At 65.6% G+C, this 22277-nt stretch carries 32 protein-coding genes; 21 read left to right on the top strand and 11 right to left on the bottom strand.

Going from position 1 to position 22277, the window contains the following annotated elements; translation table 11 throughout:
* The first annotated feature begins 84 nt into the window (after nucleotides 1–84).
* The 5 genes from WI560_RS17130 (at nucleotide 85) to WI560_RS17110 (ending at nucleotide 3665) form a co-directional block, all read left to right on the top strand.
* Nucleotides 85–1089 carry an ABC transporter substrate-binding protein gene (locus WI560_RS17130; protein ID WP_375160106.1) on the top strand — a complete coding sequence of 335 codons (1005 nt, stop codon included), beginning with the start codon at nucleotides 85–87 and terminating at the stop codon, nucleotides 1087–1089.
* A gap of 370 nt (nucleotides 1090–1459) precedes the next feature.
* Nucleotides 1460–2158 carry a septum site-determining protein MinC gene (gene minC / locus WI560_RS17125; protein ID WP_375304136.1) on the top strand — a complete coding sequence of 233 codons (699 nt, stop codon included), beginning with the start codon at nucleotides 1460–1462 and terminating at the stop codon, nucleotides 2156–2158.
* Between the two features lie 19 nt (nucleotides 2159–2177).
* A complete protein-coding gene (minD, locus tag WI560_RS17120; RefSeq protein ID WP_028136733.1) occupies nucleotides 2178–2993 on the top strand; it encodes a septum site-determining protein MinD in 816 nt (271 codons plus the stop codon).
* Entirely contained in the window at nucleotides 2990–3271 is a 282-nt protein-coding gene (minE, locus tag WI560_RS17115) for a cell division topological specificity factor MinE (RefSeq protein WP_028136732.1), read from the top strand. Before minD ends, minE begins: the two co-directional genes overlap by 4 nt.
* A 208-nt stretch (nucleotides 3272–3479) precedes the next feature.
* Entirely contained in the window at nucleotides 3480–3665 is a 186-nt protein-coding gene (locus tag WI560_RS17110; protein ID WP_028136731.1) for a hypothetical protein, read from the top strand.
* A 21-nt stretch (nucleotides 3666–3686) separates the two neighbouring features.
* Here the strand turns inward: WI560_RS17110 and WI560_RS17105 are convergent, their stop codons facing one another.
* The gene (locus tag WI560_RS17105) at nucleotides 3687–3932 is read right to left on the bottom strand and encodes a hypothetical protein (RefSeq protein ID WP_375304135.1); all 246 of its coding nucleotides are present in this window, start codon (nucleotides 3930–3932) and stop codon (nucleotides 3687–3689) included.
* A 104-nt stretch (nucleotides 3933–4036) separates the two neighbouring features.
* Nucleotides 4037–4450 carry a hypothetical protein gene (locus WI560_RS17100; RefSeq protein ID WP_257180259.1) on the bottom strand — a complete coding sequence of 138 codons (414 nt, stop codon included), beginning with the start codon at nucleotides 4448–4450 and terminating at the stop codon, nucleotides 4037–4039.
* Nucleotides 4451–4578: 128 nt separating this feature from the next.
* On the opposite strand from WI560_RS17100, the gene WI560_RS17095 reads away from it, so the two are divergent.
* Nucleotides 4579–5364, top strand: a complete 786-nt coding sequence (locus WI560_RS17095) for an SDR family NAD(P)-dependent oxidoreductase (RefSeq protein ID WP_375304134.1) — start codon at nucleotides 4579–4581, stop codon at nucleotides 5362–5364.
* Nucleotide 5365: 1 nt separating this feature from the next.
* Here WI560_RS17095 and WI560_RS17090 read toward each other — a convergent pair whose 3' ends face one another.
* Both WI560_RS17090 and WI560_RS17085 read right to left on the bottom strand, forming a co-directional pair.
* On the bottom strand, nucleotides 5366–5596 hold the full coding sequence (locus tag WI560_RS17090; protein WP_028136727.1) for a DUF6894 family protein: 231 nt from the start codon (nucleotides 5594–5596) through the stop codon (nucleotides 5366–5368).
* A 464-nt stretch (nucleotides 5597–6060) separates the two neighbouring features.
* Nucleotides 6061–7107, bottom strand: coding sequence for a hypothetical protein (locus tag WI560_RS17085; RefSeq protein ID WP_375304133.1), 1047 nt, complete (start codon nucleotides 7105–7107; stop codon nucleotides 6061–6063).
* 362 nt (nucleotides 7108–7469) lie between these two features.
* On the opposite strand from WI560_RS17085, the gene WI560_RS17080 reads away from it, so the two are divergent.
* Nucleotides 7470–8078: a L,D-transpeptidase gene (locus WI560_RS17080; protein WP_257180255.1), complete on the top strand. Its 609-nt coding sequence runs from the start codon at nucleotides 7470–7472 to the stop codon at nucleotides 8076–8078.
* Nucleotides 8079–8105: 27 nt separating this feature from the next.
* On the opposite strand, the gene WI560_RS17075 is transcribed toward WI560_RS17080, so the two are convergent.
* Both WI560_RS17075 and WI560_RS17070 read right to left on the bottom strand, forming a co-directional pair.
* Complete coding sequence (locus tag WI560_RS17075; protein ID WP_375304132.1) at nucleotides 8106–8537, bottom strand: hypothetical protein; 432 nt, start codon at nucleotides 8535–8537, stop codon at nucleotides 8106–8108.
* A gap of 115 nt (nucleotides 8538–8652) precedes the next feature.
* Nucleotides 8653–9117, bottom strand: a complete 465-nt coding sequence (locus tag WI560_RS17070) for a MarR family winged helix-turn-helix transcriptional regulator (RefSeq protein WP_257180253.1) — start codon at nucleotides 9115–9117, stop codon at nucleotides 8653–8655.
* Between the two features lie 106 nt (nucleotides 9118–9223).
* On the opposite strand from WI560_RS17070, the gene WI560_RS17065 reads away from it, so the two are divergent.
* From WI560_RS17065 to WI560_RS17045, 5 genes are all read left to right on the top strand, one after another.
* The gene (locus tag WI560_RS17065; RefSeq protein WP_375304131.1) at nucleotides 9224–11146 is read left to right on the top strand and encodes an FAD-binding monooxygenase; all 1923 of its coding nucleotides are present in this window, start codon (nucleotides 9224–9226) and stop codon (nucleotides 11144–11146) included.
* A gap of 157 nt (nucleotides 11147–11303) precedes the next feature.
* Nucleotides 11304–12356, top strand: coding sequence for an SH3 domain-containing protein (locus WI560_RS17060; protein WP_375304130.1), 1053 nt, complete (start codon nucleotides 11304–11306; stop codon nucleotides 12354–12356).
* 170 nt (nucleotides 12357–12526) lie between these two features.
* Nucleotides 12527–12805 (top strand): hypothetical protein, encoded by a 279-nt coding sequence (locus WI560_RS17055; protein ID WP_028136719.1) that lies wholly within the window; start codon nucleotides 12527–12529, stop codon nucleotides 12803–12805.
* A gap of 183 nt (nucleotides 12806–12988) precedes the next feature.
* Complete coding sequence (locus WI560_RS17050; RefSeq protein ID WP_375304129.1) at nucleotides 12989–13195, top strand: hypothetical protein; 207 nt, start codon at nucleotides 12989–12991, stop codon at nucleotides 13193–13195.
* Nucleotides 13196–13266: 71 nt separating this feature from the next.
* Complete coding sequence (locus tag WI560_RS17045; protein ID WP_375308857.1) at nucleotides 13267–13587, top strand: hypothetical protein; 321 nt, start codon at nucleotides 13267–13269, stop codon at nucleotides 13585–13587.
* Nucleotides 13588–13612: 25 nt separating this feature from the next.
* On the opposite strand, the gene WI560_RS17040 is transcribed toward WI560_RS17045, so the two are convergent.
* Nucleotides 13613–13957 carry a multidrug efflux SMR transporter gene (locus WI560_RS17040; RefSeq protein ID WP_257194438.1) on the bottom strand — a complete coding sequence of 115 codons (345 nt, stop codon included), beginning with the start codon at nucleotides 13955–13957 and terminating at the stop codon, nucleotides 13613–13615.
* 401 nt (nucleotides 13958–14358) lie between these two features.
* Between WI560_RS17040 and pdxY the strand changes: the two genes are divergently transcribed.
* A complete protein-coding gene (pdxY, locus tag WI560_RS17035; protein ID WP_375304128.1) occupies nucleotides 14359–15177 on the top strand; it encodes a pyridoxal kinase in 819 nt (272 codons plus the stop codon).
* A gap of 5 nt (nucleotides 15178–15182) precedes the next feature.
* Here the strand turns inward: pdxY and WI560_RS17030 are convergent, their stop codons facing one another.
* Nucleotides 15183–16496 (bottom strand): hypothetical protein, encoded by a 1314-nt coding sequence (locus WI560_RS17030; RefSeq protein WP_375304127.1) that lies wholly within the window; start codon nucleotides 16494–16496, stop codon nucleotides 15183–15185.
* Nucleotides 16497–16618: 122 nt separating this feature from the next.
* Here WI560_RS17030 and WI560_RS17025 point away from each other — a divergent pair, with 122 nt between their 5' ends.
* Both WI560_RS17025 and WI560_RS17020 read left to right on the top strand, forming a co-directional pair.
* Complete coding sequence (locus WI560_RS17025; protein ID WP_375304126.1) at nucleotides 16619–16960, top strand: hypothetical protein; 342 nt, start codon at nucleotides 16619–16621, stop codon at nucleotides 16958–16960.
* Nucleotides 16961–17131: 171 nt separating this feature from the next.
* Complete coding sequence (locus WI560_RS17020) at nucleotides 17132–17386, top strand: hypothetical protein (RefSeq protein ID WP_375304125.1); 255 nt, start codon at nucleotides 17132–17134, stop codon at nucleotides 17384–17386.
* Between the two features lie 70 nt (nucleotides 17387–17456).
* Here WI560_RS17020 and WI560_RS17015 read toward each other — a convergent pair whose 3' ends face one another.
* Nucleotides 17457–17807: a zinc ribbon domain-containing protein YjdM gene (locus WI560_RS17015; RefSeq protein WP_375304124.1), complete on the bottom strand. Its 351-nt coding sequence runs from the start codon at nucleotides 17805–17807 to the stop codon at nucleotides 17457–17459.
* A 120-nt stretch (nucleotides 17808–17927) separates the two neighbouring features.
* A complete protein-coding gene (locus WI560_RS17010; RefSeq protein WP_164718698.1) occupies nucleotides 17928–18101 on the bottom strand; it encodes a hypothetical protein in 174 nt (57 codons plus the stop codon).
* Between the two features lie 169 nt (nucleotides 18102–18270).
* Here WI560_RS17010 and WI560_RS17005 point away from each other — a divergent pair, with 169 nt between their 5' ends.
* From WI560_RS17005 to WI560_RS16985, 5 genes are all read left to right on the top strand, one after another.
* A complete protein-coding gene (locus WI560_RS17005; protein ID WP_375304123.1) occupies nucleotides 18271–18723 on the top strand; it encodes a pyridoxamine 5'-phosphate oxidase family protein in 453 nt (150 codons plus the stop codon).
* A gap of 124 nt (nucleotides 18724–18847) precedes the next feature.
* Nucleotides 18848–19207 carry a c-type cytochrome gene (locus WI560_RS17000; protein ID WP_375304122.1) on the top strand — a complete coding sequence of 120 codons (360 nt, stop codon included), beginning with the start codon at nucleotides 18848–18850 and terminating at the stop codon, nucleotides 19205–19207.
* Between the two features lie 195 nt (nucleotides 19208–19402).
* Nucleotides 19403–19807, top strand: coding sequence for a VOC family protein (locus WI560_RS16995; RefSeq protein WP_375304121.1), 405 nt, complete (start codon nucleotides 19403–19405; stop codon nucleotides 19805–19807).
* Nucleotides 19808–19830: 23 nt separating this feature from the next.
* Nucleotides 19831–20493, top strand: coding sequence for a cell envelope biogenesis protein TolA (locus WI560_RS16990; protein ID WP_375304120.1), 663 nt, complete (start codon nucleotides 19831–19833; stop codon nucleotides 20491–20493).
* 168 nt (nucleotides 20494–20661) lie between these two features.
* On the top strand, nucleotides 20662–20943 hold the full coding sequence (locus WI560_RS16985) for a hypothetical protein (RefSeq protein WP_375304119.1): 282 nt from the start codon (nucleotides 20662–20664) through the stop codon (nucleotides 20941–20943).
* A gap of 172 nt (nucleotides 20944–21115) precedes the next feature.
* On the opposite strand, the gene WI560_RS16980 is transcribed toward WI560_RS16985, so the two are convergent.
* Complete coding sequence (locus tag WI560_RS16980) at nucleotides 21116–21898, bottom strand: class I SAM-dependent methyltransferase (RefSeq protein ID WP_375304118.1); 783 nt, start codon at nucleotides 21896–21898, stop codon at nucleotides 21116–21118.
* A 109-nt stretch (nucleotides 21899–22007) separates the two neighbouring features.
* On the opposite strand from WI560_RS16980, the gene WI560_RS16975 reads away from it, so the two are divergent.
* A complete protein-coding gene (locus tag WI560_RS16975) occupies nucleotides 22008–22274 on the top strand; it encodes a DUF2312 domain-containing protein (protein WP_025575662.1) in 267 nt (88 codons plus the stop codon).
* Nucleotides 22275–22277 lie beyond the last annotated feature (3 nt).

Raw genomic sequence — 22277 nt, 5'->3', positions numbered from 1 at the left:
GACAAGTGGAAGGCGGGCTTGTTGCATTGGTATCCTCACAAGAGGAGAGCGACAAGCCGGGTCGCTGGCATGAGGAGAGATGCGATGAAGCGTTTGCAGGCGGCTGTTGTGGCCCTGATGCTCGGCTTGCCGGCGGTGCCGGCGAGCGCGGGCGAGGCGGTGAACCTGATCCTCAACTGGACGCCGACGGCCGATCACTCGCCGTATTATTACGCCAAGGCGCAGGGCTGGTACGAGAAGGCGGGGATCGATCTCACGATCGAGACCGGCAAGGGCTCCGGCGTCTCCGCCGCCAAGGTCGGCTCGGGCGGCTCGCCGTTCGGCGTCGCCGATCTCGCCACCATGCTGGTGGCCAAGAGCAAGGGCGCCGACACCGTCGCGGTGATGAGCGTCTACGCCAACACCGGGCAGACCTTCTACTGGCTGAAGAGCTATGGCGTGAACGGGGTAAAGGATTTCGCCGGCCACAAGATCGGCAATCCGCCCGGCGATGCCTCGCGCGTCATGTGGCCTGCCTTCGCCAAGGCCGCAGGCCTTGCCCCGGACTCCGTCGGCTTCGTCAATGTCGGGCCGACGGCGAAGATCGCGGCGCTGAAGAGCCACACCGTCGATATCATCAGCGACTTCTACAACGAGCACGATCTGAAGGTGATCGAGTTCGGGCCCGACCTCGGCTACGTCAATTGGAAGGACATCGGACTCAATCCCTACGGCAATTCGCTGATCGTCAATGGCGCGTACCTGCAGAAGAATCCGAAGGTCGTGGAAGACTTCGTGCGCGTCACGCAGAAGGCCTTTGCCGCCTGCGTCGCCGACGTCACGCCGTGCCTGAAGGCGCTGCTCGACCAGGTCTCCGGGCTCGACAAGGCGAACCAGGAGCGCCAGTGGGAGCGCATCAAATTCCTGATGACGGACGAGTTCACGACGACAAAGGGGCTCGGCTGGATCGACGGCGAGCGGATGAAGAAGGATTACGAACTGGTCCAGACCTATCTCGGCATGGAGAAGCCGTTCGATGTCACGACCGCGTTCACCACCAAAATGCTGGATCCCAGTATCAAGATGGATGCGAGCAAGGTGAAGAAGTAGGGCCTCTCTCCTCGTCATTTGCGAGCGCAGCGAAGCAATCTAGAATCTTCCGCGGAGACAGCCTGGATTGCTTCGTCGCGAGGGCTCCTCGCAATGAGGCTGTGAGCAGGATGGGCCTGACTCTCTGATGCCCCGGACGCAGCGCAGCGTCCTTCGACGGTGCGCTGCAGAGCCGGGGCCCTCGCCGAGAACATGACCCTGGCGGCATGGGTCCCGGCTCTGCGCAGCAGCGTTGCACGCTGCAGCGCGTCCGGGACACGAGCGCGGCGCAACCGGCCCCATCCCACGGATTCCCACGGAGAATTAACCGGCCGTTAACCATATCCGCCGCATCGTTAACCATTCAATAACAGGGAACGAGTCGGCCGTTATGGAGGCTGCAGTCAAACCTCAACGCCAAATGGTGCGCCTGCGCGGGCGCTCCTACGTGGCCTTCGTGTTTACGCCGACGGTTCCGGTGCAGGACTGGCTGCACGAGATCGACGCCACCATTGCGCGCTCGCCGGGCTTCTTTGCCGGCCGGCCCGTGGTGATCGATTTGTCCTCGGTCGACCTCAGCCAGTCCGGCATCGGCCATCTGCTCACCAGCCTGCAGGACCGCAATATCCGCGTGCTCGGCATCGAGGGCGTGGAGGAGGCGAAGCTCACGCCCATGATGCCGCCGCTGCTGTCGGGCGGGCGCAGCTGCGTGGTCGAGCCGACGGCGCCGAAGAAGCCCGAGGCGAAGCCCGAGACCAAGCCATCCTCGCTGCTGCTCGAAAACCCGGTGCGGTCGGGGCAGACCGTGATCTTCCCGGACGGCGACGTCACCATCCTGGGCTCCGTCGGCTCCGGCGCGGAAGTCGTCGCCGGCGGCTCGATCCACGTCTATGGCGCCCTGCGCGGCCGTGCCATGGCGGGCGTCAACGGTCACACCAGCGCGCGCATCTATTGCCAGAAGATCGAAGCCGAACTGCTTGCGATCGATGGGTTTTATCAGACCGCCGACGATATCGACGCCGCGCTTCGCGGTCGGCCGGCCCAGGCCTTCCTGCAGGGCAACATTATGCGAATTACCGCGCTGAACTGACCAGAAGGAGACAATTGAGATGGCCAAGGTACTGGTCGTGACATCAGGCAAGGGCGGGGTCGGCAAGACCACGACCACTGCCGCGCTGGGGGCCGCGCTGGCGCAGCGCGGCGACAAGGTCGTCGTCGTCGACTTCGACGTCGGCCTGCGCAACCTCGACCTCGTGATGGGCGCCGAGCGCCGCGTCGTGTTCGACCTCATCAACGTGGTGCAGGGCGTGGCGAAGCTGCCGCAGGCCCTGATCCGCGACAAGCGGCTGGAGAACCTCTGGCTGCTGCCGGCTTCCCAGACCCGCGACAAGGACGCGCTGACGGAAGAGGGCGTCGGCAAGGTCATCGCCGATCTGCGCGAGCGCTTCGACTGGGTGATCTGCGACAGCCCGGCCGGCATCGAGCGCGGCGCCTCCATGGCCATGCGCTTCGCCGACGAGGCCGTGATCGTCACCAATCCGGAAGTGTCCTCGGTGCGCGATTCCGACCGCATCATCGGCATGCTCGATTCCAAGACCGTGCGGGCCGAGAAGGGCGAGCGGGTCGAGAAGCACATCCTCATCACCCGCTACGATCCCTCCCGCGCCGCGCGCGGCGAGATGCTGACGATCGACGACATCCTCGAGATCCTGGCAACGCCCTTGCTCGGCATCATCCCCGAGAGCCAGGACGTGCTGCGTGCCTCCAATGTCGGCACGCCGGTCACGCTGTCGAATGCCGACGGCGCTCCGGCGCGGGCCTACATCGACGCGGCACGCCGGCTGTGCGGCGACACCGTGCCGATGCAGGTGCCGACCGAGCGCAAAGGCTTCATGGATCGCCTGCTGCGACGGAGGGCGGCATGAGCATGGGTCTGCTTCGGCTTCTCCGCGGCAACAAGGCCTCTGCACCGGTCGCGCGCGAACGGCTGCAGATCCTGCTTGCCCATGAACGCGGAATGCGCGGCCAGCCCGATTTGCTCGGCGTGCTGCGCGAGGAAATCCTTGCCGTCGTCTCCAAACACGTGACGCTGGATCCGACCAAGGTCATCGTCCGGCTCGAACGCGGCGACGAGGTCTCGACCCTGGAGGTCGATATCGAGGTGCCCAACGATTTCGAGCGCAAGAAAGCCGCGGTCGCGTAGGGGGCGCGGCCGACGGCGGGCCATTTTGGGGTGGGTGAGAAGGCGGTCCGCTGGGCATAGCGGGCCGCCTTTGTCCTTCGCGTCACTCCGGCTCCCGGCCAGCCGATGTGATCGATGGCGGGCGGAACGGGACCCGCGGCGAAGTCGTTACCGAAAACCGCGGAGCGCCGAGCCATGCCCCCGCGGTTTCGTCAGACGGAGAGCGCCCATGATGTCCGAGGTCCAGGTCCATACCGTTGCGCGGCAGATGCTCGAGCAGCACGGTTTTGCTGCGATCGCGAAGGCCGCCGAGCAGGCCCAGGCCTGCGAGAGCCGCGGCGAGGGCGACGAGGCCAGGGAGTGGCGTCACATCGCCGACGCCATGAAGATCATGCGTGGGCCCCACCAGGGCTGACCGCCGCCGCAGCAAGCTGCGTCAACGGCCGTCGCGCTCGGTTCCGTGCGATTGGGATCGGCGGGTTTGCGACGGGTTGCGGTCCCCTGCCTCCTTGCAGGGCAGCGGCTCCCAGGTCCCGTCAGGCGCCTGCTGATACGCGCTGCACCCGGAAGAGGGCGAATTGCCCTCTGCTTTCTGGCTGTCTGAATTCTTCGCCAGCACAGGGCCGGTCAGCACCGTGGCGGCCGCGAGCGTGCCGGCGAAAACGAAATGGATCATCCGCATGAGAGGTTCCTGTTCGAATTCGAAGAGGCCCCGCATGCTTGCCAGAATTGTGACAATTGTTGGCCGGCGGACAATCTCCCGGCCGTGTGCTTAACACGTCCTTGTCAACCGCCCTTGGCGCGGATCAGGCCCGCGAGGTTGGTCTTCTGCACCTCGCACCAGCTCGGCATGCCGAGGCGCCGCTGGTTGAGATCTGTCGCCTGGGTCGCCACCGCGACCTCGGCCATCAGATCGTCATCCTGCTTCTCGCCCATCTTGCCGCCGGTGTGCATCCAGGCGATCGCCTTGCGCACCTTCTCGGTGGTGCCCTCCGGCAGGTGCATCTGTTCCGCCCTCTGCACGAGGTCCTGGTAGACGACGTCCGTGCCCGGGCATTGAACCTTGGCGGCGAAGGCCTGCAGCATCAGGGTCACATAGGTCGAGCGTGTGTGGTCCTTAGCCGGGTCCTTAGCCTGGTCCTGGGCCTGGGCGGGAGCTGCGCTCAGCAACAGGGCAGCGATCAGCAAACCGTAGCGCATCCTGGTCTTTCCTCCGATTTTTGGCGAGGCTAGCGTCCGGCGCGCGGCTCTGCAATGGTGCCGAGGCGGATTTGTCGCAACCTGCTGGAGTGCGCTATCGTGGCTGGCCCCTCGCCTTGGAGAGCGACATGAGCCTGTTCAGCACGCCGTTCGATCCCACCCACGATACGGCACTCGTGACTGGCGCGGGCAACGGCATCGGCCGCGCCATCGCGCAGGCTCTGGTCGGCGAGGGCGTGCGGACCGTGTTCGCCGACGTCGATGCCGGGCGGGTGAGCGCCGCGATCGGCGCCAGCCCGCGGCCCGAGTTCGCCGTGCCCTGGGTCGGCGATCTCGCCGAGCCGGTCGCATGCGAAGCGTTGCTCGAAGCGGCCAAGACGGCATTGGGCGAGATCACGCATTTCGTCCACAGTGCGTCGCCGCCGCGGCGCGAGGCCGATCATGCGCTCGCGGTCGATCGCAGGACCTGGCAGCAGATGCATGCCGTCAATCTCGACGCCGGCTTTCACCTGGGGCGCGAACTCGCCAAGCGCCTGATCGCGGCGAAACGGCCGGGCTCGTTCCTGTTTCTCACCTCGCTGCATGCAGGCACGCCGCGCAACCTGCCGCATTATTCAACGGCGAAGGCAGGGTTGGCGATGCTGGTGAAGGAATTGGCCAGGACGTTCGGCCGCTACGGCATCCGCGTCAATGCGCTGGTGCCTGGTGCGATCGCGGCCGGCGGGTTCGTTGCGGATCCCGCGCTGGCGCGGCACATTCCGCTCGGGCGTCTCGGCGAGGCGAGCGACCTCGCACCGATGGCGCTCACGGTGCTGTCGAACAAGCTGTCCGGTTACGTCACCGGCGCGGCTTTCGTCGTCGACGGCGGCTTGGCGCTGACCAACTGGTTCGAGCCGCCGTCGCTCGACGCCTAAGTCAGCGGCGCCAGGCCGGCACCGGATCGAGCGGCGTGCGATAGAGCTCGTTGTGATCGCGATCGGTGACGCGCACCGCGCATCCCTTCTGCTGCAGCTCCGGCTTCACCTGCGACAGCTCGCATGCGAGTTGATCGGCGCGGTCGGAGGCGACCTCGATGTCCTCGAGAATGATTCCGCCCTGGTTCCTGAACTCTTCACCAACCACGAGGTCGAAGGAGTAGTAAGGCATCCGAATTCCCCGATATGACTACCCGACTTTGAAAACAAATCTTCAATGGAAATCTCGACACGTCCGGATGGTACCACTGAGTCGATATCTATCGAATGAACGGGCCGCGCAATCTCTGTGCTTATGGCGCAGAAATGATGTGCAGCCTGCGGAGCCGTTAAGAGTCTATTAAATACGTGGCGCAATCATCAAGGCATGGAATTGCAGCAGAACCGGGCTCCGGGAACCGGCAGCTGCAAGAGAAGGCCGCCGGCATAGATCCCGACGGCCTTTTCTCTTGAGCGTGAAATATCGCTTCCCGTAATTGCCCGGACTCAACCCATCACGTCGACTCGGACAGCGTGTGCGACGCTGTCGCGCGCGTCAAAGCGCGATGCGATTAGGATGAAGCGTCATCGCGTTTTCGATTGTTGTTTAAGCATGATCTTTTCGGAAAACCGCTGCGCACTTTTCCGGATCATGCTTTAGCGCAACGGCATCGGCGGACGCACGATCGGGCCGTCGTCATCGGCAACGGCTTGCGTCGTGGTGACAGGTGGCGGCGCGGCCGCGGCAGCTTGCGACTGCGGCGGCGGAGGTGCGAGCGGCTGGGGCGAATAGGCCGGCATGTAAGTTTGCGAAACGGCCGGCTTCGGTTTACGAACCGGCGGCGGCGCCGGAGGTTTCGGCGGCACCGCGGCTGCGCGTGTGCGCGGGTCGACCGGCTTGGCCTCGGCCACCGGTTTCGGTGCAGGCGGCTTCGCGATCTCGCGCGCCATCTGTTCCTGTCCGGCCTTCAGTTCGGCGATGTTGGCCTTGAGTTGCTCGATCTGTTGCGCCATCGCGGCGAGGTCGCGCGTCATCGATTGCACCGATTGTGCTGAATCGGAAGCTGTTGCCGCAGGCACGGCCGCTGCAACCTGCGTCGCAGGCGGGGTAGCCGATTGATCAATGGCTTGATCGATCGGCGCCTCCGCTGCGGACGGCGCAGCCTGCTGCGCAGGCGCCGCGGCCTGCGCGGGTGCGACTGACGCGGTCTGTGATGCCGAGGGCAACAGCGACGTCAGCGACGCCAGAGCAGGCGTCCATTCCGCGAGCATCTGTTTGGCCGTATCGCCGTGCCTTTCCCAGGCGATGGTGGCGGCCGCGCTTCCTCCGGCAAACAGGAACGCGACGAACGCACCGCGCAGCCACTTGCGCATTGCCGATCGCTTCGGCCGGACATGATCGTTGCTCGCTGCGACGCGCACGGCCGTGTCGACCGAGGGCGGCGGCGCCGCCGGCGGCTCCGAGACCGGTGCGAATCTCGGCTCCAGAGAGCGTTTGGGTTCCAGAGAGATTTTGGGCGGCGGCGCGAATTTCGGCTCCGGACGGGTCGTGACGTCAGGCGCCAACGCGGGTGCCACGCTGGCGGGGCGCGAGGCCAGCACGATGTCGGGCGAAATCTGAATCGCGTCGTGCGGATCGTTGTCCTTGACCGTGTCCTTCACGATCTCATCGACTATTTGCTTGGGGTTCAGCGTCGCGAGCATCGCAGCTCCTTTGAAGCCCAGGCGTTGAGGCCCGGTGTTAGTTCCTGGTCGCTCGCATTGGCGCGCGCCGATCTGTCTAGGGGAGCCCACCCAAATCCGATGAGCCCGGCCCATGACGCACGAGTCCAGCCGGGTTTGACCAAAGCAAGGCGAGGGGATGGAGATGATGCGACGCTCTTCCGCCGTTTGTGGTGATGGAACCGGATTTGTCGAACACGTGCACGTGTTCCCCATTGCCTTGTTTTCAGCACGATTTTGGCAACATCTGGTAACGCTGGGGGTGCTATCCGCTAGAGGGGCCGGCGGTGCCAAAATCTTTGATCGCTTTATTCGCTATTGCCTTGCTGCCGCTGGGCGGCTGCATGCAGACCACGCTTTCACCTTCGAGCGATGCGAGCATGACGCCGCGCGACCGGCAGCTGCTCGCGCATACGCCGTATGCGAAGGCGAATGTGCCCGAGCAATATCTCCGGCACATCGTCGATTATCACCGCAAGGAGCAGCCCGGCACCATCCTCGTCGATACCGACGCCCGCTACCTCTATTTCGTGCTGCCTGACGGCAAGGCGATCCGTTACGGCGTTGCAGTGGGCGAGGAAGCCATGGCGTTCTCTGGCGTCGCGCGGGTCGGCCGCCTGGCCGAATGGCCGGACTGGGTTCCGACGGCAGATATCCAGGCGCGGCTCGGACCATATCCGGCAAGGGTTCCCGGCGGTCCCGCCAATCCGCTGGGCGCGCGCGGCATCTATCTCTATGTCGGCAACAAGGACACGCTCTATCGCATCCACGGCACCAACCAGCCTGAATATATCGGCCAGGCGATCTCGTCCGGCTGCATCCGGATGCGCAACGAGGACGTGATCGACCTGTACGACCGGGTAAAGCTCAATTCGATGGTCGTGGTGCTGCCGCCCGGACAGAGCGCGCGGGCCGAGGCGGGCGGTGGCTGGCAAAGCCTACGCGCGCTCTGACGTTCACATGTTTGCGCTGATCGCGCGTCAGTTTTCAGGCCGCGCGATTCGCCATTGCAGCGTCATGGCGTTGCCGTTGGCGTCGCCGGGCGCCTTGTCGGCGGGCGAGGTGTAGAGCGGACGATAGCGGTACGCCCACATCCTGCTGCCGTCGCTGCGGCTGATCACGGTGAAGTCGCCGACCGCCTTGGCGTCGGCTGTTGCGGGCAGCGGCACCCAGCTCTCGGTGCACTTGCCGTTGCAGTTCGACGTCTTTCCGGTGGTGTCGCGCTCGTAGGTATAGAGCGTCATGCCATTGAGATCGACGAGCTTGGGACCCTGCTTGGTCAGGATGACCTTGGCCGGAGCCACCGGCGCCTCGACCTTCGGCGGAGGAGGGTCACCGCCGCCATGGCCGCCCGCCACCGCATGACTGACCGTGAGCGTCATGGCTGCGGCCACAACGAGGAACCTGAACATTCCGAACTCCGTCCCGCAAAGTTAATCGCGCGTTAAGCGCCCAATGCGGCGGACGTTAGCAGCCGAAAGTTAGTTCCTGGTTTCGTGCGCTGCGACAATTGCGGCACGTGCGGCATCAGACCGGCGCATCGCGCAGCGGAGCGCGGCTCAGATCGTTGCCGGCGGCAATCGCCTTGCGCAGCAGTCGCATCAAGTCCTCGGCCTCTTTTGCGCTGAGGCCGCGCAGCATGATGCGTTGGGCCGATTCGACCGCCGGCGTGATCTTGCGCAGCGTGCGCCGGCCTTCGTCGGTGATGACGAGCTCGCGGGCGCGGCGGTCGCGGCTGGAGGCGCGCCGCTCGGCGAGGCCCTTCTGCACGAGGCGGTCGATCACGCCGGTGATGGTGGTGCGGTCGTAGGCAATGAGGCCCGCAAGCGTCACCTGGTCGAGTCCCGGATTGGCCTTGATGGTCGCAAGCGCGGCGTATTGCACCGGCGTCAGGTCGAACCCGGCATCCTCGACCTCCGCCAGGAAGACCGCGACGGCGATCTGCTGGAACCGGCGCGCCAGATGTCCAGGCATGTCGTTGTTGTCTTTCACCGAATTCTTCTCCTGGGACGAGGACGCTGCGGCTCGTTGACAAGTATACTGATAGTCAGCATACTGAGCAATATCCAAAACAGAGCGTTGCCGGGGAGAGGTGCTCATGCAATTCCATCTCAATGGATTTCAGCCGGGCGATCCCGAGATATCCGATCCCGCCGACCGCATTCAGGCTTCCGGCGCAGCGGGCGCCGTGCCCGACGAGGTCGATGTCCTCATCGTCGGCTGCGGGCCGGCCGGCCTCACGCTCGCGGCGCAGCTTGCGCAATTCCCCGATATCAAGACCTGCATCGTCGAACAGAAGCCCGACCGTCTGCTGGTCGGGCAGGCCGACGGCATCGCCTGCCGCACCATGGAGATGTTTCATGCCTACGGCTTCAGCGAGCGCGTGCTGAAGGAGGCCTATTGGGTCAACGAGACGACGTTCTGGAAGCCGGACGAACGGCGGCCCGACACCATCATCCGCAGCGGCCGGGTGCAGGACGTCGAGGACGGCCTGTCTGAATTCCCGCACGTCATCCTCAACCAGGCACGCATCCATGACGGCTTTCTCGACGTCATGCGCAAATCGCCGGCCAAGCTCGAACCCCATTACAGCCGTCGTCTTCTCGACCTCCAGGTCGATCCGGTCGCAGGTCCCGGCGATCATGCCGTGACGGTGCGTCTCGAGCGCGTCGATGCGGCGAACCAGGGCAAGGTCGAGACCGTGAAGGCGCGCTATGTCGTCGGCTGCGACGGCGCGCGCAGCACGGTGCGCAAGTCGATCGGACGCGAGCTGCACGGCGATTCCGCCAACCACGCCTGGGGTGTGATGGACGTGCTGGCCGTGACGGATTTTCCGGACATCCGCTTCAAGTCGCTGATCCAGTCGGCCAAGGACGGCAGCCTGCTGATCATTCCGCGCGAAGGCGGCTACATGGTCCGCATCTATGTCGAGCTCGCCAAGCTCGACGTCGGCGAGCGCGTCGCGAGCCGCAACATCACCGCCGATGACGTGATCGCCAAGGCGCAGCGGATCCTGAAGCCGCATACGCTGGAGGTGAAGGAGATCGCCTGGTGGTCGGTCTACGAGATCGGCCAGCGCCTGACCGACAAATTCGACGACGTGCCGGACGCGGAGACCGCAACCCGTCTGCCGCGCATCTTCATCGCCGGCGATGCATGCCACACCCACAGCCCGAAGGCGGGACAGGGCATGAACGTCTCGATGCAGGACGCCTTCAATCTCGGCTGGAAGCTCGCGGCCGTCATGCGGAAGCAGTGCGCCCCGCAGCTGCTGCATTCCTATTCGGCCGAGCGCCAGGCGGTCGCCAAGGAGCTGATCGATTTCGACCGTGAGTGGGCGGGCATTCTTGCCTCCGCCGCCAAGGCCGGCGGCGCCGATGCCGCCAGGACCCAGGACTATTTCGTCCGGCACGGCCGCTACACCGCGGGCACGGCGACGCATTACAGGCCGTCGCTCCTCACCGGCGCGGCGTCGCATCAGCACCTCGCGCAAGGCCTCGTCATCGGCAAGCGCTTCCATTCCGCCCCGGTGATCCGGCTGGCTGACGCCAAGCCGGTGCATCTCGGTCATGCCGGGCAGGCCGACGGCCGTTTCCGGATCTATGCCTTCTCTCCCGCGGAAGATCCTGCAGCCGCAGGCTCGGCCATTCGCGCGCTCTGCAATTTCCTGACCGAGGCGCGGGAGTCGCCGGTGAGGCGCTATACGCCTGGCGGCGCCGACGTCGACAGCGTGATCGATCTGCGTGCGGTGTTCCAGCAGAACCATCGTGAGCTCGCCGTCGAGGCAATGCCGCCGCTGCTGCTCCCGCGTAAAGGCCGTTACGGCTTGCGCGACTACGAGAAGATGTTCTGCCCGGACCTCAAGAGCGGTCACGACGTTTTCGCCATGCGGGGCATCGATCGGAAAGCCGGTTGCATGGTCGTGGTGAGGCCGGACCAGTATGTCGCGAACGTGCTGCCGCTCGACGACTTTGCCGGGCTTGCATCGTACTTCGACGCGTTCATGTTGCAGGTCAACTGACGATCGGACAGCGACGCTGGCGCGTTGCGCCGATGAACGGCGAATGAATATTGAACCGCACGCCGTCTGCGTTTGAATCTTTCGGGCGGATGCGGCTCCCGCGCACGGAACGCCCGTTGCGCCAGCGCTTTCCGACTTGAAAGAGGAGGAACACGCCATGAAATTCAAGAGCGTTTTGATTGCTGCTTTGCTGCTCGCGCCAACGGCTGCACTGGCCGCGCCGGGCATCGTGACCGTCTCGACCGGCCTGCGGGCCGGCCCGGGCGCAGGCTTCCCCCTGGTCGATCGCATCCCCGGAGGCGCCCGCGTCAACATCCATGGCTGCCTGCGCGGCAACGCCTGGTGCGACGTCAGCTTTTCCGACGATCGCGGCTGGGTGTCATCGCAATATCTCGAATATCTCTATCGCAACCGCTACGTCTATCTGCCCGACTATGTCGACGAGATCGGCGTGCCGGTCGTCCCGTTCGTGCTGACATCGTACTGGTCGAGCCACTATTCGGGACGTCCCTGGTATCGCCGCCACGCCTACTGGAGCAGTTACTGGACCTCGCATCGGAGCATCGCGACCCGAATGACGCTTGATCCGCGCGCGGCCCGCATCGGTCGCGCGGCGACGCGCGATGCGGCGCTTGCTTTGGAGCGGGAAGGCGTGCGGGGCAAGGGCGCCGCGATCTCCGGACGCAACGCCGCGAACCCGCGGCCCGACGCCGCGATCGGCACGCGCGACGCCGCCATCGCGAAGCGTGACGCTGCGATCACAAGACGTGACGCTGCGATCACGAGACGTGACGCTGCGATCGCAAAGCGCGACGCGGCTGTTGCCGCCGAACGGACGCGTGTCGGACGGAGCGAGCGCATCGTGCAGGAGCGGACCAATGTGCAGACTCGCAGTCCGCGCGATGCCCAGGCCCGCATGATGCACGAGCGGGCCGCAAGCCCCGCTGCGGTGCGGACCCGGCCGATGGCTCGCGGGCATGAAGCCCCGCGTGTCTCGGCCGCACCTGCCGAGCGACGCGCGATGCCGCAGGTCGCGCAGCCGAATGTGAGCCACGGCGCGCCGATGAATGCCCGAGCGCAGATGCCGGCGCCCCGTGCCGCTGCGCCTGCAATGCCGCAGGGCGGTGGCGGCGCTCCGCACGTCAACGCCGCGCCCCGCGGCGGTGGTGCTCCGGCCGGCGGCCCCGGCGGCGGCCACCAGAAGCGCTAAGAAGCCGGAAGGAAAGCCCGGCCCGCGCGCCGGGCTTTCTGCTGGATTTAGTCGGGTTCCCTGCGCGTACAATTTAAGAAGGTTCTTCGCTGGCAGATTTCATCGATCGTAAGATGTGTACCCAAAGATGCAAGCATCCACTCGGGGCAGCGGGGCACGGGAGGATGACGATGAGACAGAGCCAGGCGGAGACGCGCCGCCACAACGTCGCGAAGCGGTCGATGACCAAAGAGGCCAAGCAGCTGGCCGCTCTGATTGCCGGGCTGCGCGAATCCCTGGAAGGGATTCACAAGGAGCGGATGGGCGCGAAGCTCACCGGCGCCGAAATCGGCATGCTCGACGAGCGCCGCAACAATCTGCTGCTCACCATCGCAGCCCTCGACGACCGCCTCTCGGCGGTGCAGGGACTGATCGATCTCGGCCGTCCCCATATCATCCGCGTGCACTAGCGGAGCACGAGGTTGGGACGCTCGGTTCCGTTGCAGCTGATGTGACGGACCAGCTCCCGTGCCCGATTCAGGACGACATGAAGGCGGCTCGGCGTCGGCCGCCGGCGTCGTACCTGCGGATGGCACCAAATTGCCATGCTCCGGGCGAATTGCCGCCAAAGCCCGCTGCCACGAGGAAGCAGGGTGCAGGGCGACGCAAGGGGACGCGAATTGGCCTACAAGATGGTCGCAGAACGCGACAACGAAAAGTACAGTTTCGCCCGCGAGAGCCGGCTGCTCATCGTGGCGAAGGCCAGGGTGTGGGCGAGCGAAGGGTGGCGCGTCGTCATCACCGACCAGGATGGCAAGGCCTACGCGCCGCCCGAATTCGATCAGCTGTCGGCGGCGTAACCGACGCGCGGCCGAGGGGACGTCATTTGACATCGCTGTCTGGACCGGGGCGCGCGCCGATCGCGGCCCTGATGAGCCTTGCAGCCGCGGCCGTTTTCACGGCGACGGTCGCGGCCGCGCAAAATCTCGACGCCGGCAAGCCGCCCGCCAAGCTCTTCGCTGACAGCTGTGCGACCTGCCATCGCAGTCCGCGCGGCCTTGCCAAGGGCCGCTTTACCCTGACTCTGTCCTGGTTCCTGAAGGACCATTACGCGACCAGCTCGGACTCGGCGAGGATGCTCGCCGCCTATCTGGAATCGGTCGACGAGCCGCGGCCGCGCGCTGCGGCCAAGCCCGCGAAGAAGCCGGCGCGATCCACCCCGCATCAGCCCAAGCCGGTGCAGAGCCAGTAGCTCTGCGCGCCGCAGCTTGCCGGGATCAACGCACCGCACTCTCCGAGAACAGGTTGATGATCACGACCCCTGATACGATCAGGGCGATACCGACGAAGGCTGCGGAGTCCAGGATCTGGCGGAACAGCACGAAGGAGACGGTGGCGGTCAGGATGATGCCGACCCCGCCCCAGATCGCATAGGCGATGCTCAAAGGAATGACCCGGATCGCGACCGACAGCGCATAGAACGAGGCGACGTAGAACATCACCATCGCCAGCGTCGGCCAGGGACGGGTGAACTGCGCGGACTGCTGCAGGAGCGCCGACGCGGTGACCTCGAACACGATGGCAAGGGCGAGGGCCGCGTAAGCATTGAAAGCGGAGGTCATGAGCCTCTCGGCGCAAGAGAGAAACCGCAGGGGCAGCCAAGTCAGCCCCATGGATGGCTTTTTGCCGCGAGCAGATATCATGTGTGAGTGACGAACCTGCGACACCGGTTGGAATGCGCGGACCGGTGTTGAGTCCATACGATGCCGCTGCGCGATGGTGCGGCGGCTCGAGATCCTGCGCTGCGTCGATCCGGCGTTAGCTGATCCGCACGGAGAGTTCGATGTCTTCGGCGAAGGGCGTCGACATATAGCCGCTTCCGCGCAGCACCGCCGAGATCACGCGTTACGCCGACGGGCTGGCCGACATGTTCTGCGCTTATCTCGGGGAATTGACGCGGCGCTGAAGCTTCAGGTCCGGGCTCCTGTTGCATCGCCGGACGTTTGTCCGTACGGAGCTTTTCATGCTTGTCATCTCCATTCAAAGCCAGGTGGTTCACGGTCATGTCGGCAACAGCGCGGCCGCCTATGCGATGCAGGCGGAGGGCGTGAACGTTGCGGCGGTGCCGACGACGCTGCTGTCCAACCATCCGCGCTATCCGAGCCTGCGCGGCCGGGTGCTGGAGACCGAGCTCGTCGCCGATCTCCTGAGGGGTGTCGAGGAGCGCGGGCTGGTCGACGAGGCCGCCGTGCTCGTGACCGGCTATCTCGGCTCACCGGGCAATGCCGCCGTGATCGCCGATTTCGTCGAGCGGGCACTGACGCGGAATCCGAAACTCGTCTATCTCTGCGATCCCGTGATCGGCGATGACGGCCGCGTGTATGTCGCCGACGGCATTTTGGACGTGGTCCGGCACCGGCTGCTGCCGGCGGCGAAGCTGACGACGCCGAACCAGTTCGAGCTCGAGCTGCTTTCCGGCCTCACGATCGCGGATGCGCAGGGCCTGCGCGCGGCGTGTGTGGCGCTGGCGGGGACCGGCCGCATCGACGTCGTCGCGACCGGCTGCACGCTCGCCGATACGGCGGCAGGGCAGGTGGAGACGATCCTGTGCGCCGGCGGGCAATTGTCGCGCTTTGCGACTTCGCGCCTGCCGATCCGGCCTTACGGCACCGGCGATCTGCTCACCGGCCTGATCGCGGCACATTTGGCCAAGGGCCAGGCGACGGAGGCAGCGGTGCGGCTTGCGGTCGACACCATCTTTGCGGTGCTGGTGCGCACACAGGACGCCGGCACGGCCGAGATGCGGCTGGTGCCGCTGCCGGCGCCGGGATGCGCGCCGTAACGGCTTCAGGTCGCGGGCTTGCCGGCCGATTGCGCCGACTTCTGCGGCTTGGCCGGACTCTTCTGCTCGCGCGCGACCTGGGCCTTTGGCGGCTTGGCATGCGATGCGGCACGCACCGCCTGCTTGGGCTTCACGCTGGCGACTTGCTTGCCGTCGCCGGTGCCGCGGCGCGAGATGTACTCCTTGCCGTCGATGGGACCGACATGCGGCGGATCGCGGCCGAGATAGGGCCGGCCGATGCCATACGCCTTGCCGTTGGCGTCGACCCACTTCCACAGGATTTCGGTCGAGACCCAGCGCTGCGCACGGTTGTTGCCTTGCGTGCTGACGATGTCGGCCGCCATGCCGTGGCCGTAGCCGCCGCGCAAGCTGCCGCCGTGATAGGACCGGTCGGAAGCGGCCTTCAGGCCGCTCGCGATCGACTGGCGATAATCGTCGCGGAACGCGCTGGTGATGCCGGGCGAGAGGCCGGCGGCCTCCGCGGCGAGCAGCGTGCGGAACAGCTTCAGCTTGAAGCTCTTGTCCATGCCGCCGATGACGTAGTCCATCATCGACATGCCGGCGTGCTCGGCCGCCTTCGGATCCTTCCAGGTGAAGTCCTGATCGACCAGCTTGGTGAAGTTGCGCATCACCGTGACCGTCTTGCCCTTGCGCTTGATCGTGACGGCGCGGCGCTCCTGGACCTTGATCGTGTCTTCCTTGGCGGTGCGCTGATAGAGCGCCCAGAGATAGCGGTCGACGCAGGCCTCCATAACGAAGCATTCGTCGAGCACGGCGACGGTGTCGGCCGGCGGCGATGGCTTGCTCGCGGGCGTGACCGGGCCGCTGGCGATCGCCGCGGGGGACAGCGCGTCCGTCGTCACGATCTCGGTGGGATCGGCCGAGGCAAGCTTGATGGGCTCCGGCACAGCGACCGGGGCAGCCTCGCCGACGACGGGCTCCGGCTCGGGCGAAATCTGCAACGCCGGCGGCGCCTCCACCGGCAGGATCAGCGCCGGATCGGCCGAGGCGAGCTTGATGGCGGGAGCGGGCGTCTCAGGTGCTGCTTCGCTCGTGGGAGCCGGTGCCGCGGCCACGGCAGCCGCGATGTCGGCGGTCAAGGCGATGCCGTCCTCGATCGTCGCAGCGCGGGGCACGTCGGCGAGGTCGAGCCGGCTGACATCCTTGACAAGATCTTTGGCGCGCGAGACGGCAGCCGCATTGGCACCGCTGTTCTCGATGAGAGCAGGGGCATAGGCGGAGAGGGAGAGCGCCAGCCAGCCGGCGAGCACGGCCGAGGGGCATGTGACCGCCACCAGAAGAGACTGCCGATCGTTCATGATCCCTGCCTCCAAACGGTTCTGCCCGAACCCGTCTTGTCCGGACAGTCATGATGCAAACAGCCTGACGCAAACAGTCTTGCACGGAAAAGGCACGCAGTACGTCGATTGTTCGGAGCGCCGTGTGGCAGCGCAATGGCGCAAATCGGCAAAAATGGGCTTTTCGCAGCACTGTTGCTGAGGCGCAACGCCGGTTCCACGAAAGCAGCCTGATCGCCGCGTCGCGGCAACTTTGTTGCGGCTGGCACGTTTGGTCGGCCATGACGCATACCTCGCTTCGTCCCATGGACGCCTTCGATCCCACCGAACCCGCCATCCTGCACGACCGCCTCACGGACACGATCATCACCTGGACGGCTGACCAGGCCGACGATTACAAGCGGGCCAGCCGGCCGGGCCCCGAGGGAACGGTGGCCTGGAAAACCTATCTGTTCGATGGCTGGGGCAACGTGCTCGGTGGCTGAGCACCATCCGCCGATGCGCATGTCGCGGCGAGCGTGATTTGGCCAAGGCCTTGGACACATTAAATATATTGCCATGCGCCGGACGCGATGTTGCAATGCGACAAAGCATGTCGCAATGCAGCAAAGTCGGCCTAAATATGCTCCGACTCTTCCACTTCCGGAGCATCACCAATGAACAAGAAAACTTTGTCGATCGCCGCCGCCATCCTGACGATCGCGGGCAGCACCGTGGCTTTCGCCGCCGAGCTGCCGACTTACGAGACCAACGGATTTGCGGTCTCGCCCTTGCAGGTTCGCGTTCTCGGCGCCGCCCATGTCGAGCAGCAGGCTGCTGCACCGACCACGGTCGCCTCGGTTCACCAGACCAACGTCCTCGGCCCGCGCAAGCTGACGACCGCCAACGTCACCACGGGCGCTGCCCGCTGAACTGACAAGTCATGAAGGCAGGTGGGTTCCGCGGAGAGGCGGGATCCGCCGCCTCGGCGGACGTCCGCCGCTACGCCTTCCTGACGAACTCCGACTTCAAGTTCATGGCGCCGATGCCGTCGATCTTGCAGGCGATGTTGTGGCCGTCGCTGGCTTCCTGGAGGCGGATGTTGCGCACCTTGGTGCCGCCCTTGACCACCGAGGACGAGCCCTTGATCTTGAGATCCTTGATGACGATGACGCTGTCGCCGTCGGCGAGCGCATTGCCGTTGGCATCGCGCACGCCGGCATCCGGAGTACTCTCCGCGGCCGTCTCCGCCGCGCCGCTCCATTCATGGCCGCACTCCGGGCAGACCCAGAGATCGCGGTCCTGATAGGCGTGCTCGGAGTTGCAGGCGGGGCATTTCATCGCGTCGGTCATGGCAAGTCTCGTCTAACCCTTTGCTCGTCTCACGTTCGCGGCGCGACCGTAGGGGCCGGGAACAGGAAAGCAAGGGAAAGCTGCCGACGGCGCGGCCGACCATCGCCTGCCGGTGCGATATCACCGAAACAGCGCGACGAAGATCACGTAGAGCCAACCCAGGATGCCGTGGATGATCGCCCACAGGATCGAATGGTTGTCGGCATAGGAGATCGCGATGGCGAGCGCCGAGCCGAAGCCGACGCCGTATTTCGCGCCCTCGACGCGCACGCCGTAATAGCGATTGCCGTTCATGATGATGATGCCTCCTGACGTCGCCTGAGCGCGAGCTTATGCATTCGCCTCGACGCTGGCGAGCGGCATGATCGATGAGCCAATGTCGCGCGCGCGGGTTGAGCTGCGTCAACGGCATCGCGCGCGGGGATCGTATCTTTTTCCGGCAATGACCACCGGAGGCAGTGCGATGGACGACACTCTCAGACGAAAGATCCAGGCCTTGCTGGACCAGCACCGCACGATGCGGATCGCAACCGTGCGCCCGGACGGTTGGCCGCAAGTGACGACGGTCGGCTACGCCAACGAAGGTTTCACCATCTACTTCCTCTGCGGCATCGACAGCCAGAAGGCGCAGAACCTGTCGCGCGACGACCGCGTGTCGCTGGCGATCGACGAGGACCCGGCGCAAGTGATGGAGATCACCGGCGTCTCCATGGCGGCGCGGGCGGTGGCCGTGACCGACCCGGCCGAGGCCGAGAAGGCGATCGCGCTGTTGATGGCGCGTTATCCCGAGCAGAAGGCCTCCGGCCTCTCGGTGCCGAAGCCTTCCGAGGTGCGGCTGATCCGTCTCACACCGACGGTGATCTCGCTGCTCGATTACTCCAAGGGATTCGGCCACACCGATCTCGTGACGTGCTGAGGACGCGGCGGCGGTTCCTGCGCAGACGCGAGCCCTGATCGGCGCCGTCCTTGACGCAGATCAAACTGGCCTTGCCGTGCAAATCTAGGCTGGCTCCATGATTCAATCACGGTGAGGTTGGGCGATGTCGCATAGTGCTCGAATCTATCTCGGCATCGCTCTCCTGATCGCGTTGTCGCTGCTGTTCCTGTTCAGCGTGGTCCACACCGCCGCGGGCGCGCCGCGGTCCGGCCCGCGCGCGGTCGCCGAGGGGCATCGCCTGGCGCAGGCATGGTGCCAGAGCTGTCACGCGGTCGAGCCGGGCATGGCCGGATGGTTCGACGAAGCCCCGAGCTTCCAGGCCATCGCTGACCGCAGCGGCACCACCGCGCTGGCGCTCAAGGTGTTCTGGCGCACCAGCCACCACAACATGCCGAACCTCGTGATCTCACCGGAGCAGGCGGACGTGCTGTCGGCCTATATCCTCAGCCTCAGGCGCAGGTGAGCACCTCGCCGACTCGGCCGACACGATTTTTGCGAAAACAACCCCATGCACAGTAGAGCGGGCCTTGATAAGGCTCGCGTTTTCGGCTGCGCCGAAATCTGGTTGCGGCGTCGGGCAAAGCAGCGGCATCATCCCGGATGACGTTGACGCGCCTTCCGGGCTAGGCTTGCGACGCAACCGCGCAGCGAGTCCGACATGAGCTTCCTTCTCAACATCGACGTCCCCGATATCGAGCAAGCCACCAGCTTCTACACCGAAGCCTTCGGCCTCACGGTCGGCCGCCGCTTCGGCACCGGCTTCGTCGAGCTGCTCGGCTGGCCGGCGCCGGTCTATCTTCTGACCAAGCAGGCCGGCACGGTCGGCGCTGGCGGCGATCGCCGCCGCTACGCCCGGCACTGGACGCCGGTGCATGTCGACGTCGTCGTCGAGAATGTCGATGCAGCCGTCGAACGCGCGCTGCGGGCCGGTGCGGTCCTGGAGGTGCCGGCGCGCGATGCGCCCTATGGAAGGATCGCGATGCTGGCCGATCCGTTCGGGCACGGCTTCTGCCTGCTGGCGTTCAGCGCAAAGGGATACGATGCGCTGCTGGAGAGTTCGTAGTTCGGGACGACAATCGGGGCGGCATGGCAAAACGAGCGACAAGCAAACCGACACGGAAGCTGAAGACCTATCAGACCTCGCTCGGCTTTTACGACCAGGCCATCGCGGCGCCCTCGATGAAGGCGGCGCTCGAGGCCTGGGGCGCCAGCTCCAATCTGTTCCATCAGGGCGCCGCGAAGGAGACCGATGACCCCGACATCGTCGCGGCGACGCTGGCGAAGCCGGGCGTCGTGCTCAGGCGCCCGGTCGGATCCGACGGTCCCTTCACCGAAAGCGCCGAGCTGCCGACCGATCTTGCCGAGGACGATTCCAGGCCCAGGCGAAAATCCGGCAAGCGTCCGGCCAAGACCGCAAAGAAGTCCGCCAAGTCCGCAAAGACGCCGTCGCGCAAGGTCGACGAGCAGGCGGCCCGCAAGGCCGCGGCGGCGTTCGAGAAGCAGGAGCGCCAGCGCGAGGCCGCGCGCCGCAAGGAGGAGGCCGCCCGCGCCAAGGCGCGCGCGCGCCGCGACAAGGCCGTCGCCGCAGCGGAAGCCGCGCTGGACAAAGCGCGGCGCGAGCACGAGGCGAAGGCGGAGGAGATCGACGCCGCCCGCGCCGCGCTCGACGAGCGCTCTGAAGCGGAACAGTCGCGATGGGACAAGCAGCGGATGAAGCTGCAGGAGGCGCTGCGCCGCGCGCGTGAATGAGGCTGAGCGGCAATCGCGCCTGCCGAACCTGTTGCCGCGCACTCCGCTCTCATCCCGAGGAGCCCGCCCAAGCGGGCGTCTCGAAGGACGGCCGCGCAAAAGCTCGCGCGAAATTCGCTTGCCTTGCCTGACATCCTTTTGCACTCTTCGCTGCAAAGGAGACAACGCATGACAAGAATAACCACCGCCTGCGCGCTCGGAACCGCCCTGGTGCTGTGCAGCCTTGCAACCTCCAGTGCCGAGGCGAAGCCCCGCAAGGCCGTCGTCGTTCGCGCCCCGCAAGAGCGGCTCATCGTCACCGCGCCCGTGCTGAGGCCGACGCCGTGGGATTACAACATCGTTCCGCGCTATCGCTATCGCCCCGAGGACGACAAGGTCGATCCCTACGGCCCGCCGCTGGTGCCGTCGTATGTGCGCTACGAGGGCTGGCGCTGGCCGTATTGGTGGTAGGTCACGACAATTCGTGAGGTGGGCGCAGGTGCGCTTGCGCCGTGCCCACGCATTGTCTCCGACATGATCAAGGTCGTGGGCACGCTTCCGCCTTCGCTCTTCGAGCTACGGCGGACAAGTCGCTTTGCCCAGCCTACAGTGCCGCGCAAGCGCAGTGTAATTCTCTACATTTTCAGCCCGGCTTGCGGCCGCTGATGGCGTGTGCGCGGGCGCTGTAGGTGATGCTTCCGTCCGCATCAGCGGGCAGTCGCGCCCTCACGCGCTGCATAAGCGCGGTGACGTCGGCCGCCGGCATGGCCGCGATCACAGGCGCGATGGAGGGGGATTTCGTCTCCACGTTCCAGAATTCGTCGAAACCGGCAAACGTCCGCTGCACAATGATCTCGCGGGTCGCGATCTCTAGCAGTCCGGCCGCGCGCCAGAAGTCCTGAAGCGCCGCGAGGCTGGACACCTCCATATGCGGCGGACGCGTCGGCGCCAATTCCATCGCGCGCATCTCGTCGAGGATCGGATCGAGCGGAAATCCGCCGCCCAGCATGTCCCACATGTAGGTCGCAACCAGGCCGCCGGGACGAACGACCCGCGCCAATTCCGCGACGCCTTTCGACGGGTCCGGCACGAACACGAGCACCAATGCCATCACCGCGACATCGAAGCTTGCGGCCGGAAACGGCAGTGTCATGGCATCGCCGGTCTGGAACACGGCGCCGCGCGCACCGGGGCGCGAGCGGGCAAAGGCGAGTTGTCCCTCCGAGGGATCGATGGCCTGCACGTCGAGCGGCGCGCAGCGCGCCACGATGAGCTCGGTGAAGGCGCCGCTGCCGCAGCCGACATCGATCCAGCGCAGCCCTTGCTTCGGCCTCAGCCAATCGAGAAAGACCTCGCCGACCGAACGGCTCCAGACGCCCATCACCTGCTCATAGGCGGCACCGTCATCGAAGCGAAGCTCGGGCATGGAACGGCTCCCTCGGCGTTGTCCACAGGGCACTGCGCGGGCGGCGAGGTTAACACATTGGTTATGTCTTTGCGGGCATTTTCGCGACCTCAGTCAGCGAGGAGGCACCATGTCCGACATCACCATTCCCGGCGGCAAGATCCGTTCCTTCGTCGAGCGGATCGAGAACCTCGACAGCGAGATGCAGGAGCTCAGCGAGCAGAAGAAGGAAGTCTTCGCGGAAGCCAAGGGCGAAGGGTTCGACGTGAAGATCCTCAAGGAGATCATCAAGCTGCGCAAGGAAGACAAGAACGAGCGCGACGAACGCGAAAGCCTGCTCGACCTCTACATGCGCGCGATGGAGACGGCTTCGCCGGAGCAGGCGAAAGCGGCGTAAGGT

Origin of the sequence: Bradyrhizobium sp. A11 (assembly GCF_042077125.1) — a bacterium.
GTDB lineage: Bacteria > Pseudomonadota > Alphaproteobacteria > Rhizobiales > Xanthobacteraceae > Bradyrhizobium > Bradyrhizobium japonicum_B.
The sequence above is the reverse complement of the archived record's forward strand: the minus strand, read 5'-3'. Positions and strand labels throughout refer to the sequence as shown.